11 protein-coding genes are annotated in these 16,052 nt (G+C 70.4%); 5 read left to right on the plus strand and 6 right to left on the minus strand.

Annotated elements, in window-relative coordinates; genetic code table 11:
* Positions 1-23: 23 nt before the first annotated feature.
* From A8G18_RS09215 to A8G18_RS09225, 3 genes are read right to left on the minus strand one after another with little or no spacing between them, the layout of a single operon-like run.
* Complete coding sequence (locus A8G18_RS09215; RefSeq protein WP_064063627.1) at positions 24-362, minus strand: 4Fe-4S dicluster domain-containing protein; 339 nt, start codon at positions 360-362, stop codon at positions 24-26.
* Complete coding sequence (locus A8G18_RS09220) at positions 359-2,029, minus strand: FAD-binding protein (RefSeq protein WP_064063628.1); 1,671 nt, start codon at positions 2,027-2,029, stop codon at positions 359-361. The genes A8G18_RS09215 and A8G18_RS09220 overlap by 4 nt, the downstream gene beginning before the upstream one ends.
* Positions 2,026-2,184 (minus strand): hypothetical protein, encoded by a 159-nt coding sequence (locus tag A8G18_RS09225; RefSeq protein WP_245207814.1) that lies wholly within the window; start codon positions 2,182-2,184, stop codon positions 2,026-2,028. Before A8G18_RS09225 ends, A8G18_RS09220 begins: the two co-directional genes overlap by 4 nt.
* 197 nt (positions 2,185-2,381) lie before the next feature.
* On the opposite strand from A8G18_RS09225, the gene A8G18_RS09230 reads away from it, so the two are divergent.
* Complete coding sequence (locus tag A8G18_RS09230; RefSeq protein ID WP_064063630.1) at positions 2,382-3,815, plus strand: T3SS (YopN, CesT) and YbjN peptide-binding chaperone 1; 1,434 nt, start codon at positions 2,382-2,384, stop codon at positions 3,813-3,815.
* A gap of 5 nt (positions 3,816-3,820) precedes the next feature.
* On the opposite strand, the gene A8G18_RS09235 is transcribed toward A8G18_RS09230, so the two are convergent.
* Positions 3,821-4,336, minus strand: a complete 516-nt coding sequence (locus A8G18_RS09235) for an O-acetyl-ADP-ribose deacetylase (RefSeq protein ID WP_016933113.1) — start codon at positions 4,334-4,336, stop codon at positions 3,821-3,823.
* A gap of 61 nt (positions 4,337-4,397) precedes the next feature.
* Between A8G18_RS09235 and malQ the strand changes: the two genes are divergently transcribed.
* Complete coding sequence (malQ, locus tag A8G18_RS09240; RefSeq protein WP_016933114.1) at positions 4,398-6,521, plus strand: 4-alpha-glucanotransferase; 2,124 nt, start codon at positions 4,398-4,400, stop codon at positions 6,519-6,521.
* A gap of 138 nt (positions 6,522-6,659) precedes the next feature.
* Here the strand turns inward: malQ and A8G18_RS09245 are convergent, their stop codons facing one another.
* Positions 6,660-8,450: an AMP-dependent synthetase/ligase gene (locus tag A8G18_RS09245; protein ID WP_016933115.1), complete on the minus strand. Its 1,791-nt coding sequence runs from the start codon at positions 8,448-8,450 to the stop codon at positions 6,660-6,662.
* Complete coding sequence (locus A8G18_RS09250) at positions 8,443-8,931, minus strand: MarR family winged helix-turn-helix transcriptional regulator (protein ID WP_016933116.1); 489 nt, start codon at positions 8,929-8,931, stop codon at positions 8,443-8,445. The genes A8G18_RS09245 and A8G18_RS09250 overlap by 8 nt, the downstream gene beginning before the upstream one ends.
* Before the next feature lie 174 nt (positions 8,932-9,105).
* Here A8G18_RS09250 and A8G18_RS09255 point away from each other — a divergent pair, with 174 nt between their 5' ends.
* From A8G18_RS09255 to A8G18_RS09265, 3 genes are read left to right on the plus strand one after another with little or no spacing between them, the layout of a single operon-like run.
* A complete protein-coding gene (locus A8G18_RS09255; RefSeq protein WP_064063631.1) occupies positions 9,106-10,665 on the plus strand; it encodes a DUF2397 domain-containing protein in 1,560 nt (519 codons plus the stop codon).
* The gene (locus tag A8G18_RS09260; RefSeq protein WP_064063632.1) at positions 10,662-11,792 is read left to right on the plus strand and encodes a TIGR02678 family protein; all 1,131 of its coding nucleotides are present in this window, start codon (positions 10,662-10,664) and stop codon (positions 11,790-11,792) included. The genes A8G18_RS09255 and A8G18_RS09260 overlap by 4 nt, the downstream gene beginning before the upstream one ends.
* Entirely contained in the window at positions 11,789-16,006 is a 4,218-nt protein-coding gene (locus tag A8G18_RS09265; RefSeq protein WP_064063633.1) for a TIGR02680 family protein, read from the plus strand. The genes A8G18_RS09260 and A8G18_RS09265 overlap by 4 nt, the downstream gene beginning before the upstream one ends.
* Positions 16,007-16,052: the final 46 nt, after the last annotated feature.

Consider the following 16,052-nt stretch of genomic DNA (forward strand, 5'->3'; position numbering starts at 1 on the left):
CTGCACACGCGCAGCACCCGCCCTCAGGGCCGGCCGGTGAACAGGTCGTTACGGTCCTGCCGGGCCCCCGCGCGTCTCCCCCGGCCCCATCCGACGACGGCCCGATAGCGTCCGAACTCGCCGGAGGCAGTGAGCGCATCGACATCGCGGTGTGATGAGTTCTCTTCCACTGCGGTCGAGTACGGAGCCACATAGAGGGCGTCGACGGGACAGTGGACCTCGCACATGAAACAGGTCTGGCAGTCCTCCTGATGGGCGACGACGGGAAACCCGTCGGGTCCACGATCGAAGACGTCGGTCGGACATACTGCGATGCAGATGTCGCACGAGATGCACCGGTCGGCGACGATCACCTCGATCATCGGCTCGCTCCTCGTCGTGCGGGCCGGCCCTCGGCACGGCCCGCAGGGTCACTTTCGGCACGGCCCGCAGGGTCACTTTCGGCACGGCCCGCAGGGTCACTTTCGGCACGGCCCGCAGGGTCACTTTCGGCACGGACGTCCACCCGGTCCAGACCGCTCGTCACCAGGCGGTACCGGAAGCCGGGATCGGTGTCCGCGTGATCGGCGCGCACGTGCATGCCTCTCGTCTCCGCACGGGCGAGGGCGGTGTGGCTCACCCATCGAGCCACGGCGAGAAGCGCGGCACCGGACCGGGCCCGCACCAATTCGCGGCCCCGGCCGCCCAGCACCACCGGTGCCGCAGTCCACGCGTCGTCGAGTGCGGCGATGCTGTCCTCGAGACTCCGCGCCGTCCGCCGGAAGCTGCGCTCGAGCGGCAGCGTGTGCTCCTGCACCAGACCTATGATCGACCGGGTGGCGGCGCGATCCGGGTCGCCCACGAGGCCGACCCCGCCGATCGGTGGCGCGACGTCGGCGACACCGCGTCGACGGGCGAACCCCGCGGCGGCCGCCCCCGACCACGAGCCCGACGACATCGCCCAGGCCCCGTTGTGACTGCCTCCGCCGCTGCGTCCACCGGTGATCAGCTCGCGCGTGGCCACGTCGCCGGCGGCGAACAGACCCGGCACCGACGTGCCACAGTCCGTGCCGGTGATCCGCAGGCCACCGGTACCGCGCACCGTTCCCTCGAGCACCGCCCGCACCGGGTACATCTCGGTGAACGGATCGATCCCGGCCTTGTCGAGGGGTAGGAAGTAATTGGGTTGAGAGCGTCGCATCAGGTCGCGGTGGTCGGGATGCGCCCGGTCGAGCCGGGCGTGGACCGGGACGCCGTCGAGCAGGTACCGCATGGCGGTCGCGCGGTCGTCCCCGAGCCGCGCACCCTGATCGTCGTAGAACGTCGCGAACTGCATGAACAGGCCCTTCGTGTGCCCGCTCCAGGACGGTGCGAGCGCGTAGGCCGATGAGAACTCCATGCCCGAGAACTCGGCACCGGCCTCGGCGGCCATCAGATGGCCGTCGCCCGTGTCGACGTCGGTACCGAAGCTGCCGGAGAGGAAGGCGCATCCTCCGGTGGCCAGTACGACGGCGCCGGCACGTACCGTCCACGACTCGTATCCCTGCCGGCGGTGAACCCCGGTCGCCCCGGCCACCACCCCGTCGGCGTCGACGAGCAACTGCAGGGCCGGCGACTGGTCCAGGATGCGCACCCCGGCGCGGTGGACCATGCGGCGCATCCGCCGCATGTACTCGGGCCCTTGCAGGCTGCTGCCCCGGCGCCGTCCGGTCTCCGGATCCACGCCGAAGGGATAACGCCCGTTCACGGCCAGGTCGTCGACACGCCGGTAGGTCTCGTCGAGCACCCGGTGCATCCAGGCGGGTTCGGAGAGCAGTCCCCCTTCGGCGTGGCGGCGGTCGACGGCCGCGGCACGCTCGGGTCCGGGGGGCAGGTACCAGAGGTTGTTGCCGCCGGACGCGGTCGGACCACTCGTCCCGCAGTAACCCTTGTCGGCGAGGACCACGCGGCTCCCGGCCCGGGCGGCCGCCAGCGCTGCCCACGTGCCGGCCGGTCCCCCACCGAGCACGAGAACGTCGGTGTCGATCTCCGTCCCGTCCGTACCGTTCATATCGAGACCCGGATCGCGTAGTCCGCCAGCGCATCCGAAGTGCATACCGGCACGCCGATCGGAGCTGCGGCGTCCCACGCGGACGGATCCACCGACCGGACTCCCGGGAGACGGGCCGGCAGTGTCCGCACGAGACGGATGACGGCGTCGATCATGCGTCGATGCTCGACCACCACCGGACGGACCGACACGGTTTCGCTCGCCGAGATCGGAACACTCCGGGGAGCCGTCGCCGGGCGAGAACCATGCGTTCCGGCGAGCCGTCGCTCGTGCGACCGAGCGAAGGAAGGTCTGTCGGTGCCGGCGACTAGTCTTTCTCTCGGCTCGACCGCACAGAGAAGGGGGTCCGATCATGGCCGACGCGCAGACCCGGTTCGACCAGGACGTCGATGCGGCCTGGCGCGAGTTCCGCACGCGCCTGGCCGACCATGTCGCGGCCATGAGCGACGGCGACGGCCTCGTTCTCGAACCCTTCACCGACGAAGCCGGCGGTCCGGCGGGGCCGTGTGTGCAGTTCTACGCGTGGGGAGATCGGCTCGTCCGCTGCGAGGTGCCCTCCAACGCTCACCTCGCGCCCGACCGGCATCTCACGCCGGTCGACGAACAGATGCTCCTCGAACTCGGCCTGGAGGCGCCCTCCCGCGGACCGGACGATCCGGAGGACGGCGGATCCCCGGCCTTCTGGATCGACCGTCCTGGAAGCTGGGCCGATCAGCTCGCCGTGATCGCCGTGCGTGCCCTGCGTTCGGTGTGGGGTGTTCCCCATCCCCTCTTCCTGCGGGCCGAGACGTTCGGGACGGAACGTTCCGTCGCCCATCTCACGTCGTTCCTCGTGCCCGAGACACCGGACGCGGGGCGCACACAGGCTGTGCAGGTGCCGCTCGCGGTCGTGCCCACCGGAGACGACCACGTCCGCGAACTGATCGAATCCACCCTGCACGAGCGGATCGGCGATCTTCCCGCCTGGGACGAGGACGGCGATCTCGTCCTGCGGGTCGGCGGGGTGCTGGTGTTCGTCGGTGTCGGCCCGGGCGGCGGCACCGTCGACCTGTTCGCACCGATCGTCCATTCCATCACCGGGCGCACGCGGGCCGCCGAGATCTGCGCCGACCTCAACCGTCGATGGCCGCACCTGAAGTTCGTGCTGGTCGACGATCGTCTCGCGATCGTCGACCACGTGCCTGCCGCGCCGTTCGCGCCGGCCCATCTGCTCGGATCGCTCGAGACGATCACACAGTTCCTCGACACCGTCGACGGTTCGTTCGCCGCCCATATCGGCGGCGCGTTGCTGCGCGATCAAGGATTCGACGGAGCGCAGGCGGGCGCGGACGAGCCGCCCTGGGGCGATGTCTCGCAGTTGCCCGACGCCGAGGACGATCTGCCGGTGGCTCTGCTCGCGGTGCGCGACTTCCATCTCGACGGTTCCACCGATGTCGGAGCGAGCACCGTCGCGGCGATCGGCGATCGCAATCCCGAACAGCTGCGGCGGTTCCTCACCATCAGCACCGAACTGCAGGTCTGGTGGGACGGCGAGTCGCACACCCGCGAAGCGGCGCTCAACACCGACGGCGCTCGCGAGGCCCGGGCGCGAGCCCTCGAATGGGAGGCGACGAGCCGGTCGCTCGCCGAGGCGCTGCAGTTCCTCGAGCAGGGGGACGGTCCCGACCCGGCCGGCCGGCAAGCGTCGAAGTCGGGTTCCGGCCGCGAGACGGCGCCCGAGCAGCCCGCCCTGTTCGACAATCCCGACGAACCGACCCTCTTCGACGGTTTCGGCGACTACGCCTGAACGGACTACGACCGGGAGACGGCGCGACGGAGCGCGTCGACGGCGGCCGAGTCGAAGCCGACGAGCACGACGGTCTCCACCGCCGTCTGCGTTTCCCGGATCGTCGTGACGGCCTGCCGGGCGGCGTCCTCGAGCGGCCAGCCGTAGATACCGGCCGAGACGAGCGGGAACGACACCGTACGGGCACCGAGATCGTGCGCCACGAGCAGGCTGTTGCGGTACGCCGAGCGCAGTATCCCGGATCGGTCCTCGTGCGCCGACCACACGGGACCGACGGTGTGGATCACCCATCGTGCCGGAAGACGGCCCGCAGGAGTTGCCACCGCACGGCCCGGTTCGAGCCCGTCGGGTAGCGAGGTCGCGCGGAGTTCGCGACAGGCCGCGAGGATCTCCGGGCCCCCGGCCCGGTGGATCGCACCGTCCACTCCGCCACCTCCGAGCAGGGCGGAGTTCGCGGCGTTGACGATCGCATCCACCTCGATGGTGGTGATGTCGCCGTGCGCGATGTCGAGAGCGCTCACCCTGTCGACCCTATGTTCCGCACGCTGCCCCCGAGCCGTTTTGCTGGCATGATTCAGGACCGTGACGTCCTCGGCGAAGCTGCGCGAACTGGCCGGAAAGCACGGTGTCTCCACCACCTACACCGGGTGGGGTGGACTCGACCACGATGTCTCCGACGAGACGTTGCGGCGGATACTCGCCGCGCTCGATGTCCCGGCCGGGACGGACGACGACGTCGTGGCGTCGCTCGCCGACTTCGACGACCGCCCGTGGCGCAGCATGCTGCCGCCCGCCCTCGTGGTCGTCGAGGGCGACGACCGGACGTTCCCGGTCCACGTGCCGCACGGCGATCCCGTGTCGGTGTGGGTGGTCTCCGAGGACGGCGCGGAGATCGAGGTCGAGCAACTCGACGTGTGGGTGGATCCGCGGACGGTCGACGGCCGGCTCGTGGGCCGCGCGACGTTCGCCGTTCCGCGACTGCCGCTCGGCTGGCACGTCGTGCATGCGCGCAGCAACGACATCGAGGCCACCGCGCAGCTCGTGGTGACCCCACGGCGTCTGTCCACCGCCGACCGGCTGCTCGAGAAGAAGCGGTGGGGGCTTGCGGCACAGGTCTATTCGGTGCGCAGCCGCCGGTCGTGGGGTATCGGAGATTTCGCCGACCTGGCGGATCTGGCGGCGATCACGGCCGGATACGGCGGCGACTTCGTCCTGATCAATCCCGTGCACGCGGCCGAGCCGGTGCCCCCGCACGAGCCTTCGCCCTATCTGCCGTCGTCTCGGCGCTTCGTCGACCCGCTGTACCTGCGCATCGAGGATGTTCCGGAGACGGCCTATCTCCCCGCGAAACACCGCAAGGAACTCGACGAGCACGCACAGCGCGCGGCGAAGGCGAACCGGAAAGCGCGCCGTCTCGACCGCGATGCGACCTTCCGCGCGAAGCTCGACGTCCTCGAACGCGTGTACCGGGTGCCGCTCGGCCCCGCCCGGCGGGCACGGTACGAGGCGTTCTGCGCCGAGGGCGGGCAGGCCCTCGACGACTTCGCGTTGTGGTGCGCCCTGTACGAGAAGTTCGGCGACCGCGCCGACCGGTGGGCGTCGCGCGCGCCGAGCCCGGACGACCCGAAGGTCGACCGGTTGCGCGAGCGGCTCGAATCTCGAATCGACTTCCACCGGTGGCTGCAGTGGCTGTGCGACGAGCAGCTCGCGGCGGCTCACACCGCCTCGCTCGCGGCAGGTTCCGAGATCGGCATCGTGCACGACCTCGCAGTGGGTGTCGGCCCGCACGGCGCCGACGCGTGGACGTTGGGAGACGCGCTGGCCACGGGCGTCACGGTGGGTGCCCCCGCCGACGACTTCAACCGCAACGGCCAGAACTGGAATCAGCCGCCGTGGCGGCCGGATCGTCTCGCGGAGCTGGGATACATCCCCTTTCGGGATGTGGTGCGCTCGGCATTGCGGCACGCGGGTGGCGTCCGGGCCGATCACATCCTGGGACTCTTCCGCACCTGGTGGGTGCCGGAGGGGATGTCGCCGGCCGACGGCGCGTACGTCCGCAGCGACCACGAGGCACTCGTCGGCATCCTGGCGCTCGAGGCACATCGCGCCGGTGCCGTGGTCGTGGGTGAGGACCTCGGGGTCTTCGAGGAGTGGGTGCAGGAGTATCTCGCCGAGCGCGGCATCGCCGGTACGTCGATCCTGTGGTTCGAACGCGACGAGGACTCCCCTCGCGAGCCCGAGACCTACCGCTCCCTGTGCCTGACCTCGGTGACCACGCACGACCTTGCGCCCACGGCGGGGTATCTGGCGGGCGACCACATCCGGCTGCGTTCGGAGCTCGGTCTGCTCGAGGGCGATCTCGACACCGAACTCGCCGATGCGGCAACCGAACGCGATTCGGTTCTGGCGCTGGCAGTCGAGCGGGGCCTGCTCGACGAGGGTGAGACCGACGTCGGCAGGCAGGTCGAGGCACTGCACCGGGTGATCGCGGCGAGTCCGTCTGCGCTGCTCGGTGTTTCACTTGCCGATGTGACCGGCGAGCGCCGCAGCCAGAACCAGCCGGGCACGGTCGACGAGTATCCGAACTGGCGGGTTCCGCTCGCCGATGCGCGCGGCGAGGTCGTCCTCGTCGAGGACCTCGTCGAGCACGACGGATTCGCGAGGCTCGCGCGCGCGGTGTCCGGAGACATCTCACCGGCGGAGTGACACCGTCCCACGCATGCCGCGGCCGCGGCGGTGATGTCGCCGCATGCCGCGACCGCGGCGGTGATGTCGCCGAATGCCGCGACCGCCGACCCGGGCGTCGGATCGGCGGTCGCGGCGGGAGAACAAGTCCCTAGGGCGTCACTTCGCGTACAGGGCGTCGATCTCGTGAGCGAAACGTTCGGTGACGACGTTGCGCTTGATCTTCAGCGTCGGGGTGAGCTCCCCGGATTCCTCGGTGAGATCGCGGTCGAGGATGACGAACTTCTTGATCGCCTCGGTGTGCGAGACGAGCGTGTTGGCGTCGTCCACGATGGTCTGCATCGCGTCCCGCAGCGCGGGATCGTGGCGCAGGTCCGCGATCGTCGCACCGGCCGGCTTGCCGTTCTCGGTCTTCCAGTTCTCGAAGACGTCCGGGTCGACGGTCACGAGAGCGGTGACGAAGCTGCGACCGTCGCCGACGACGACGGCCTGGGAGACGAGGGTGTGCGACCGCATGCGGTCCTCGATCGGCCCGGGCGAGACATTCTTGCCGCCGGCGGTGATGATGAGGTCCTTCTTGCGTCCGGTGATGGACAGGTATCCATCCTCGTCCAGCGAACCGAGGTCACCGGTGCGGAACCAACCGTCGTCGAAGGCGCCGGCGGTGGCCTCCTCGTTGCGCCAGTAACCGTCGAAGACGACCATTCCGCGCAGTTCGATCTCGCCGTCGTCGGCGATACGCGCCGAGTTCCCGCCCATGGGGCGTCCGACGGTACCGATCTTCTGCGAGCCGGGCGTGTTCACGCTGTGTGCGGCCGTGGTCTCGGTGAGGCCGTAGCCCTCGTAGATCGGCACGCCGACGCCGCGGAAGAAGTGACCGAGGCGAGGGCTCAGGGCACCGCCCCCGGAGATCGCGTACCAGCATTCGTTGCCCATGGCCTGACGCAGCTTGGAGAAGACCAGCTTGTCGGCGACAGTGCGCTCGGCCTTCAACAGCAGCGTCGGTCCGCCCTGGTCGAGCGACTCGCTGTAGGCGATGGCGGTACGCTCCGCGAACTCGAAGATCGCTGCCTTGACCGGACCGCCTGCCGCAGCTTTGGCCGCTGCCGCGTCGCGCACCTTCTCGAAGACGCGGGGCACACCGAGGATGATGTTGGGCGAGTACCGCGCGAACTGCGCGGACACGGTCGAGAAGTCCGACCAGTGCGCCTGCGCGGCTCCGGCTTCGAACAGTGCGAGCGACACGGCGCGGGCGAGAACGTGTGCGAGGGGCAGGAAGGTCAGGCCCCGGTTGCCGGGCTTGGCGACCACACCGACGTCCGAGGTGAGGATCGACCGGACCTCGGCGAGGAAATTGCGGTGGGTGAGCATGCACCCCTTGGGACGCCCGGTGGTCCCCGAGGTGTAGACGAGGGAGGCCAGTCCGTCGGAGCGGATTGCGGACAGGCGCGCGGTGATCTCGGCGTCGTCGACGTCGGCGCCGTCGGCCGCGAGGGTGTTCACGGCCCCGTCCTCGATCTGCAGGATGCGACGCAGCGTGGTGGGCATGTCGACGAAGAGCTTCTCGTGCCGCGCGGTCTCGACGACGGCGAGGACGGCCTCGGAGTCCTGGAGGATCCAGCGGATCTGTTCGGTGGACGACGAGTCGTAGATCGGCACCGATACCGCGCCCGCCGCCCAGATCGCGTAGTCGAACAACGACCATTCGTACCGGGTGGCCGACAGCAACGCGACGCGATCGCCGGGCTCGACGCCGTTCGCGATCAGGCCCTTGGCGACGGCCTTCACCTGGTCGGCGAACTGCTGCGCGGTGACCGCGACCCAGTCGTCACCCTGCGGCCGGGAGTACATCACTCGATGCGGAGTCTTCTCCGCATGGGTGAACACCGTGTGGACGACCGATTCGTCGTCACCGATGGTGAACGGGGCCGGGGTCGAGTACTCACGCACTGCAATCTCCATCGTTCTGGTCGGGAGTCCGGTCATCGGAATCGATTCCTGCGCGGAAGCGGCGCAGGAGGTCCACGAAGCGGTCGAGGTCGTTCTCGTCCCAGCCCTCGAGGCCGGCGCGGACGTCGTCGAGACGACGCACGACGGCACCTTCGAGAACCGCCGCTCCGTGGTCGGTGAGTCGAAGCGGATGACCGGCGCGTGCCGGACCCGTCCCCGCCTCGACCCAGCCCACATCGACGGCGTGCCGCAATTGGCGCGACACGGTCGAGCGGTGGACACCGAAGACCTCGGATATGTCGGTGGCACGGCAGCCCGGATTTCGCGAGATGAAGCCGAGAAGCGAATGCTGGACCAGCGAGAGACCGTTGTCCTGCGTCCGCGCTCCGGACGTCAGGAAGCGCACGAGGTGTACGAACTCCTCGTATACGCGGGCAACGCCGTCCGCGGACGGCGGCCGGGCCTGCCGATTGTGTTGCACAGGGCAACTATAAACACGAGTGAGGCAGGGCACGAATCCACTCCGTGTCCGGCCGATCCCGGTCTGCCTCTTCACAGTCCGTGCCCGCGCTCGGCGAACTCGCCCGCCCTGCTCCGCGATCACCGGGCTAGCCTGTCTGACCGTACGGCGTCGGCACGCGGGAGAGGAGGTCGGATGGGCGGACACACCGGTCGCGACCTGTTCCGCTACCTCGTCGCCGACGAAGCGGACGAGTACCTCGCGGTGATGGACAGCTTCACCGGCCTGTTGCTCGCGGATCTGTCCGCGGCCGACATCGCAGCCTCGTGCGCGGCGCGGGGCGCGACACTCGACATCGCGGTCGTCGACGCCCGGTGTCATCGGCTGGTCCGATGGGGGAACCTCGCGCTCGCGGGCCGGGCCGGGGAACGCGACGACGCGGGCACCGAGGGTGGATCCCACCGGCGGAACGTCCGGGGCGCGGTCTCCACCGATGTCGGAGACGTGGTCTCCACCGACGTCAGGGATCGTGCCCGGTACCGGCCGACACCGGCCGGAGTACGGGTGCACCGTGAGGTCGGCAGGTTGCTCGACACCTCCGACGGAGTGCGCGAGGTCGCACGCGAGTCGCTCGGGTGTGTGGCCGACGCACTCGGCCGGATCGACGAACTGCTGGTCGGCGACGGGGTCGTGCTCGACCGGGACGAGTTGGCCGCGCAGGTCACCGCCGTATTCGCACACCACCGGTTGTTCACGGACAGCGTCGCCGACTTCTACTCGCATCTCGCCGGGATCCTCGGCCGTCTCGAAGACACAGGGGGCGTCGACGACTACACGGAGACCAAGCACCTGCTCCTCGACTACGTCGACGTCATCGGTTCGGACGTCGAGCGTCTCGCCCCACTCGTCACGAGCAGACTGGCTCGGCTGGAACCACGGCTGGACTCCCTGCTCACCGCCCTGCCCGAGTTCGGCCTGCCCGGGGCCGAGCAGTCGGACACCGTTCCGGTCCGCTCCCCCGGTCGACGTCGCGCCGACTGGGAGGCACTGGCGCAGTGGTACGCCGAGGACTCCGGCCCGCGACGCATGCGCGACGCGGCGGCGTCGGCGCTGAGCCGGCTGCTCGCGCGCACACGACGGGTCACGGCGAGCACGCCGGGCTTCTCGCACCGCGCGGATCTGTTGCGCCTGGCACGGTGGTTCGCCGAGTCCTCCGACGAGCAGGCCCACCGCGTGTTCGCCGCGACCTTCGGCACCTTCCCGAGCCGGCACCTGTTGCTCGGTCCCGACGAGACCGACCCTCGCGTCGGCGCAGGCACATCGTGGTGGCGGGCCGCTCCCGTCGTGGTGCCGGTGTCGCTGCGCGAACGCGGCGACAACTCGTCCCGAGGAGGTATCGGGCGTCTCCCCGATTCGCTGCCCGGTCGGGTCCGAGCGGACGAACTCGCCCGGCACGAGTCACGTCGACGCGCCGACGCCGTCGCCGAGCTGAGTTCGGCGGGCGACCTGCACGGCGCGCACCTGTCGACGCAGGCACGGGACGTAGTCCTCGGCGTCCTCGCCGCAGCACTCGCGGGCTACCGAACCGTCGAGGGGCCGGTGTACGTGGACGATCCCGATCTCGGGCTGTCGCTGACGGCCGAGCCCGGTGCCGACACGGTGGTGCACTGCCCCGACGGCGATCTCACCGTGCACGGTCTGTCACTGCGCGTTGTGGCGACAGAATCGCTCGACCCCGGCGCGGTGACCCCGTGAGCACCTCGCATCCGGGTGCGGCATCGCTGGATGCCTCCGGCCGCCGCGACGCCGCGCGAGCACTGCTGCAGCAGCCGATCGTCACCGCCGCCGGCGACCGTGAGACGTTCGACCTCGTACGACGTCACGCGCCACCCCTGAAGTCGATGTTCGCCGACCGGCTCGGATACCGCCTCGTCGTCGAACCGACTTTCGTCCGTCTCCTCAAGGCACCGCTCGAACCCATGGCACCGCACCGCGCCCTTCGGCACGCCGACGGCACCGAGTTCGGCGCGATCACCTACGCGTGCCTCGCACTCGTGTGCGCGGCACTGCTCGAACCCGGGGCCGGCGACCGAGTGTCCGTCTGCAGTCTGCTGGAACAGGTGCGCGCCGACGCGCGGGAGAACGGCATCGTGTTCGGCGACCCGGTGTCCGAGGAGCGGAACTTCGCTGCCGTCCTGCGCATCCTCGAGGAATGGGGAGTGATCACCGAGTCCGATCGGGTCGACGAGGAGAACGGCGACGTTCCCCATCTCCGGATCCATCGCGACCTGCTCCCCCACCTGCTCGACGTTCCTCTGCACGAGATGCCCGGGCCTGCGGCCGCACTCACACGCCACGAGCACGAGCCCGCGGGCCGGCGCCTGTACCGGCGGCTCGTCGAGGATCCGTTCGTCGCGCGCGACGAACTGGACGACGAGTCGGCGGCGATACTCGCCCGCGACCGCCACGAACTCGCCCGGATGCTGGAGGAGGACTTCGGTCTCGTCCTCGAGGTGCGTGCCGAAGGTGCGATCGCATACGACCCGGCCGGCGTACTCACCGACGACGCCTTCCCGGGATCGGGGACCCTGCGGCATGCCTGCCTGTTGCTCGTGTCCGAACTCGTCGGACGGTTCGGGGATCGGGCGGCGGCCACACTGCACATCGACGCGCAGACCCTCGACTCGACCCTCGGCGAGCTCGCCGCCTCGCATTCCCGCACGTGGAAGAGCACCTACGTCCGCGACCTCGCACTCCTGCGCCGCGACGTCGTCGCCCTGCTCACTCGTCTCGGCTTGGCGCGCCCGCACGAGGACGGACTCGAACTGACCGCACCCTCCGCCCGTTACCGTCCCGTCTCCGCCGAAAGCCACTGTCGATGACCCACTTGCCCGACTCGTCCGCCGGCGACGGGAACCCTCCACCCCGCTACCCGGATCGCTGGCGTCTCCACCGCGCCGGGATCGTGAACGTCTGGCACTACCTGGACGTCGAGTTCGTCCTGTCCGGGGGGCGGATGATCCTGCGCGGCACCAACGGATCCGGCAAGTCCCGCGCCCTCGAGATGTTGTTGCCGTTCCTGCTCGACGGCGACCGCAGACGCATGGACGCGACGGGTGCCGCGAAGGTCGATCTGGACGAACTCATGCGCACCGGAGCCCCGGATACGACGGATCGTGTCGGATATCTGTGGCTCGAACTGGCGCGTCCCAGTGGGCATCTCACCATCGGCGCTCAGATCCGCCATCGCTCCGACGCACGTCGCAGCGAGGCGTACTTCTTCACGACGCCCCTGCGGGTCGGCACCGACCTGCGTCTCGTCGACGACCTTCGCGCCCCCCTCTCGCGCGAGCGGCTCACCGACCTCGTCGGCGCCGACAATCTCACCCGCGACCCGGAGCGGCATCGCGAGACGGTCCGCAGACTGGTGTTCGGGCTGCACGGTGAGAGCGGACGCGACCGCTACGACGGTCTGCTCCAACTTCTGCACACCCTGCGCTCGCCCGACGTCGGCAACCGGATCGACGAGGGTCACCTTCCACAGATCCTGTCGGACGCGCTGCCACCGCTGACGGAGAACATGCTCACCGAGGCCGGAGGTCGCCTCGACCTGCTCGGCGAGACCCGTCGGGAACAGATCCGCCTCGAGACGGCGCACGCGCACGTGCTGCGCTTCCACGAGGTGTACCTACGGTATGCGGCGGATCTGCTTCGCGCCGACGCCGACGCTGCTGTCGAGGCCGCGCGGCGGGTCGTCGAGACCCGACGCGCACTCGCCGCCGCGGAGGCCGAGGCGACCGACCTCGATGCCCAGGTCGCTGCCGCGGACACCCGTCTCCGGGAGCGCCGCGATCAAGTGGCCGAACTCGACCGCGCGATCCGCGGACTCGAAACCCACGCGCTGTTCCGAGCGGCGGACGATCTCGCGCAGCGGCAGCTCGCCGTCGATGCGCTCCACCGCGCGGCCGAACACTCGGCCGCCGCGGCCGAACGCAGTCGCCTGCGGGAACGCCGCGACGCAGACCGTGCGGCCGGAGTCCTCGACGAACTGACCTGCGTGGTCACGCGCGCCGTGCGGCGTCTCGCGACGGCGGGTCGCGACCTGCCGGCGGTGGGCCTTCCGCACGACACCGTGCCGGCTACGCTGCACTTCTCCGTCGACCACCCACCAGCCGTGCTCGAACCCGTCCGGACCGGTGTCCACGACACCCCCGAGCAGGTGGTGAGGCCGGTCGTGGCGACGGTGTCCCTCGACCCCGGACAGGTCGGCGACGCCCGGGATGCCGTCCTGCGCGCCGCCGAGGCGACCCGTCGCAGGCGGGACCAGGCCGACCGGCGACTGCTCGAGGCGCGTCGTCTCGACGCCGCCGCGCACGCGGTCCGGGAGGCCGAGGCGGCCGCCGACCGCGCGGCCCACGACGCCGAACACCGTGCGGTCGAAGCCGCCGAGACGGATGCCGGTGTCGGCGCGGTCGCCGCCGGTCTGCAGCACCGGTGGCGCGAGTGGATCACCGCCGACCGCACGACGGCGTTGCTGCCGGAACTCGACCGGGACCGGGTCGTTCTGATGCGCCGACTGTCCACGCAGCTCGACGTGCTGATCGACACGGCGCCGGCCGACACCGGCTCCGATGGTGTCGACCTCGATCCGGCACTCGCGGAGCTGGATTCGCTACCGGCGGCCGCCGCGCGCTCCGCGCTGAGCTACCTCCACAACGCCCCGGACGAGCGGGAGAGTCGAGAACGCGACGCACGGATCGCACGCGAGCACCTCGTCCGGGAGCAGGCGGCGCTCGAAGCAGCAGGCGAGGGACCCGAGCAGGCGCCCTGGCACGTGCGCACCGACGGTGCCCCACTGTGGCAGGCAGTGGAATTCGTCGACACCCTCGGGGACGACGACCGCGCCGGAATCGAAGCCGCGTTGCTCGCCGCGGGTTTCCTCACCGCCACGGTCGACGGGGAGGGCCGATTACGTGCACTCGGCGGCCAGGTCCTCGTCTCGCCGCGCGGCGAACCACCGACGCAGCCCTTGGCGACGGTCCTGCGTCCCGACCTCGACGCCGGCGTACCGCGGTCGGCGATCGACGCCGTCCTGAACACGATCGGTTTCGAGGACGCCACCGCTGTGGCCTCGGTCTCGCGGGACGGCCGCTGGCACAACGGTGTTCTGCGTGGACGGCACACCGCCGAGACCCCGCGCTTCATCGGCAGGGCGGCCCGCGAGGCCGCCACCGCGGCCCGCCGCGTGCGCCTCGACGAGATCCGTGCCGAACTCATCCGGATCGACCTCGCGACGGAACAGCTGCGCGTCGACTTCCCCGACGCGGCGCACCGGCGGGCGGAGATCGACGCCCACCTGTCGACCGCACCGACCTCGCACGCGCTGCGAGCCGCGCTCGAACGACGTCGGCACGCGTACGAGCGCGTGCGTTCCGCGGCGGACACGGCGGTGGAGCTGCGCGATCAGGCGACGGTGCTGCGCGCCCGATGGAGCGCCGACCTCGACGCCCATCGCACCGCATGCGCGCATTTCGGCGTGCCCGGTGAGGTTCCGGAACTCGAGGCGCTGGTCGCCGGATGTGCCTCCGCCGAAGCGCTGTGCGCCGAACTGGCCCGCGCTCTCGGTGACGTCCTCGCCGCACACACCCGGTTCACGGATGTCGCCGAGCGGTGCGCGCAGGCCACGGCCGAGCGGATCGAGGCGGAGGAGATCGCCGAATCGTGCCGCTACGAATGGCACGCGAAGGCCGCGGTGGTCGCAGCCCAGACCGCGGCCGTGGACGTCGACGCAAGCGACCTGGCGCGGGAACTGCGTAACTCGGAGACCGAACGGGCACGTGCCGACGAGCAGTTCCGGCGCACGGTCGCTCATCGCGAGCACCTCGGCCGTGCCGTCGCGGAGGTGCTGCAACGATGCGCGGCAGCGCGCGAGCGGCTCGACCGTGACCGTCGCGAACTCGCCGCGGCCGCCGAACTGCTCGCCGCGCACCTGCAGCTGCCCGAGCTGCGCGCCGCGCTCGAGGAAGATCCCGATCCGGCCGCTGTGTCCTCGCGGACGCTGCTCCCTCCCGTCCACCTCGAGGATCCGGATCATGTGCTCTCGGTGGCCGGGCACCTCTCGGCCACGCTGCCGCCACGCACCGGAATCGACGAGAACGCGATGCTGGTCGCGCTGCAGCAGTTCGACCGCGACATCACCGCGCGCTTCGACGTCGAGCACACGGTGACGCACGGTGCCCATCGCGTACGGATCGCTGGAGCGGTCGACGACAGCACACCTGCGGGTGTCTCGGCCGCACTCACCCGGCAGGTCGAGGAGGGCCGCCGGGTCCTGTCGCAACGTGAGCACGACGTGTTCACCGGCTTCGTGCTCGGCGGTGTGGCCGACGAACTGCGCCGGCGGATCGACCGGGCACGGCAGCTGATCGCGGCGATGAACGACAGTCTCGCCGACAGCCGCACGACGCACGGGATCGGCGTGCGGATCGAGTGGCGACCCGGCGGTGAGGACACCGACGCGGCTCGCATGACGCGACTGCTCACCGACACCGACCGCTCGGCCGAGGATGCGGCCGAACTGGTCGAGATGCTGCGCCGCCGGGTGGAGTCCGCGCACGTCGCAGACCCGTCCGCCGGGTACGCGCTGCACCTGTCGCAAGCACTGGACTACCGGCGCTGGCACGAGGTCGAGGTCACGATCGTCGGTCCCGGACCGGACCAGGAGCGGCGGATCTCCGCGCGCGCCAAGATATCCCAGGGCGAGACACGCTTCGTGTCGTACGTCTCGCTGTTCGCCGCGGCGGACGGCTATCTCTCGGGTCTTCCCGACACCGGTACCGCATTGCGGCTGGTGCTGCTCGACGACGCGTTTGCCAAGATCGACGATCCGACGATCGGTGAACTGATGGGCCTGCTCGTACGGCAGGACATCGATTTCGTCATGACCGGGCACGCGCTGTGGGGTTGTGTGCCCGAGGTACCCGAACTCGACGTCTACGAGGTCCGCCGGCTCGGCGACGGAACGGCTGTGACGACCCGGGTGCACTGGGACGGCCGCGTGCGGCACCTGCGGCCGCTCACCGATCTACCGACCTAGCAGCGGCGGGCGCGATACCGATATCACGCCCGCCACCGCCGGGATC

Origin of the sequence: Rhodococcus gordoniae (genome assembly GCF_001646655.1) — a bacterium.
Lineage (GTDB): Bacteria > Actinomycetota > Actinomycetes > Mycobacteriales > Mycobacteriaceae > Rhodococcus > Rhodococcus gordoniae.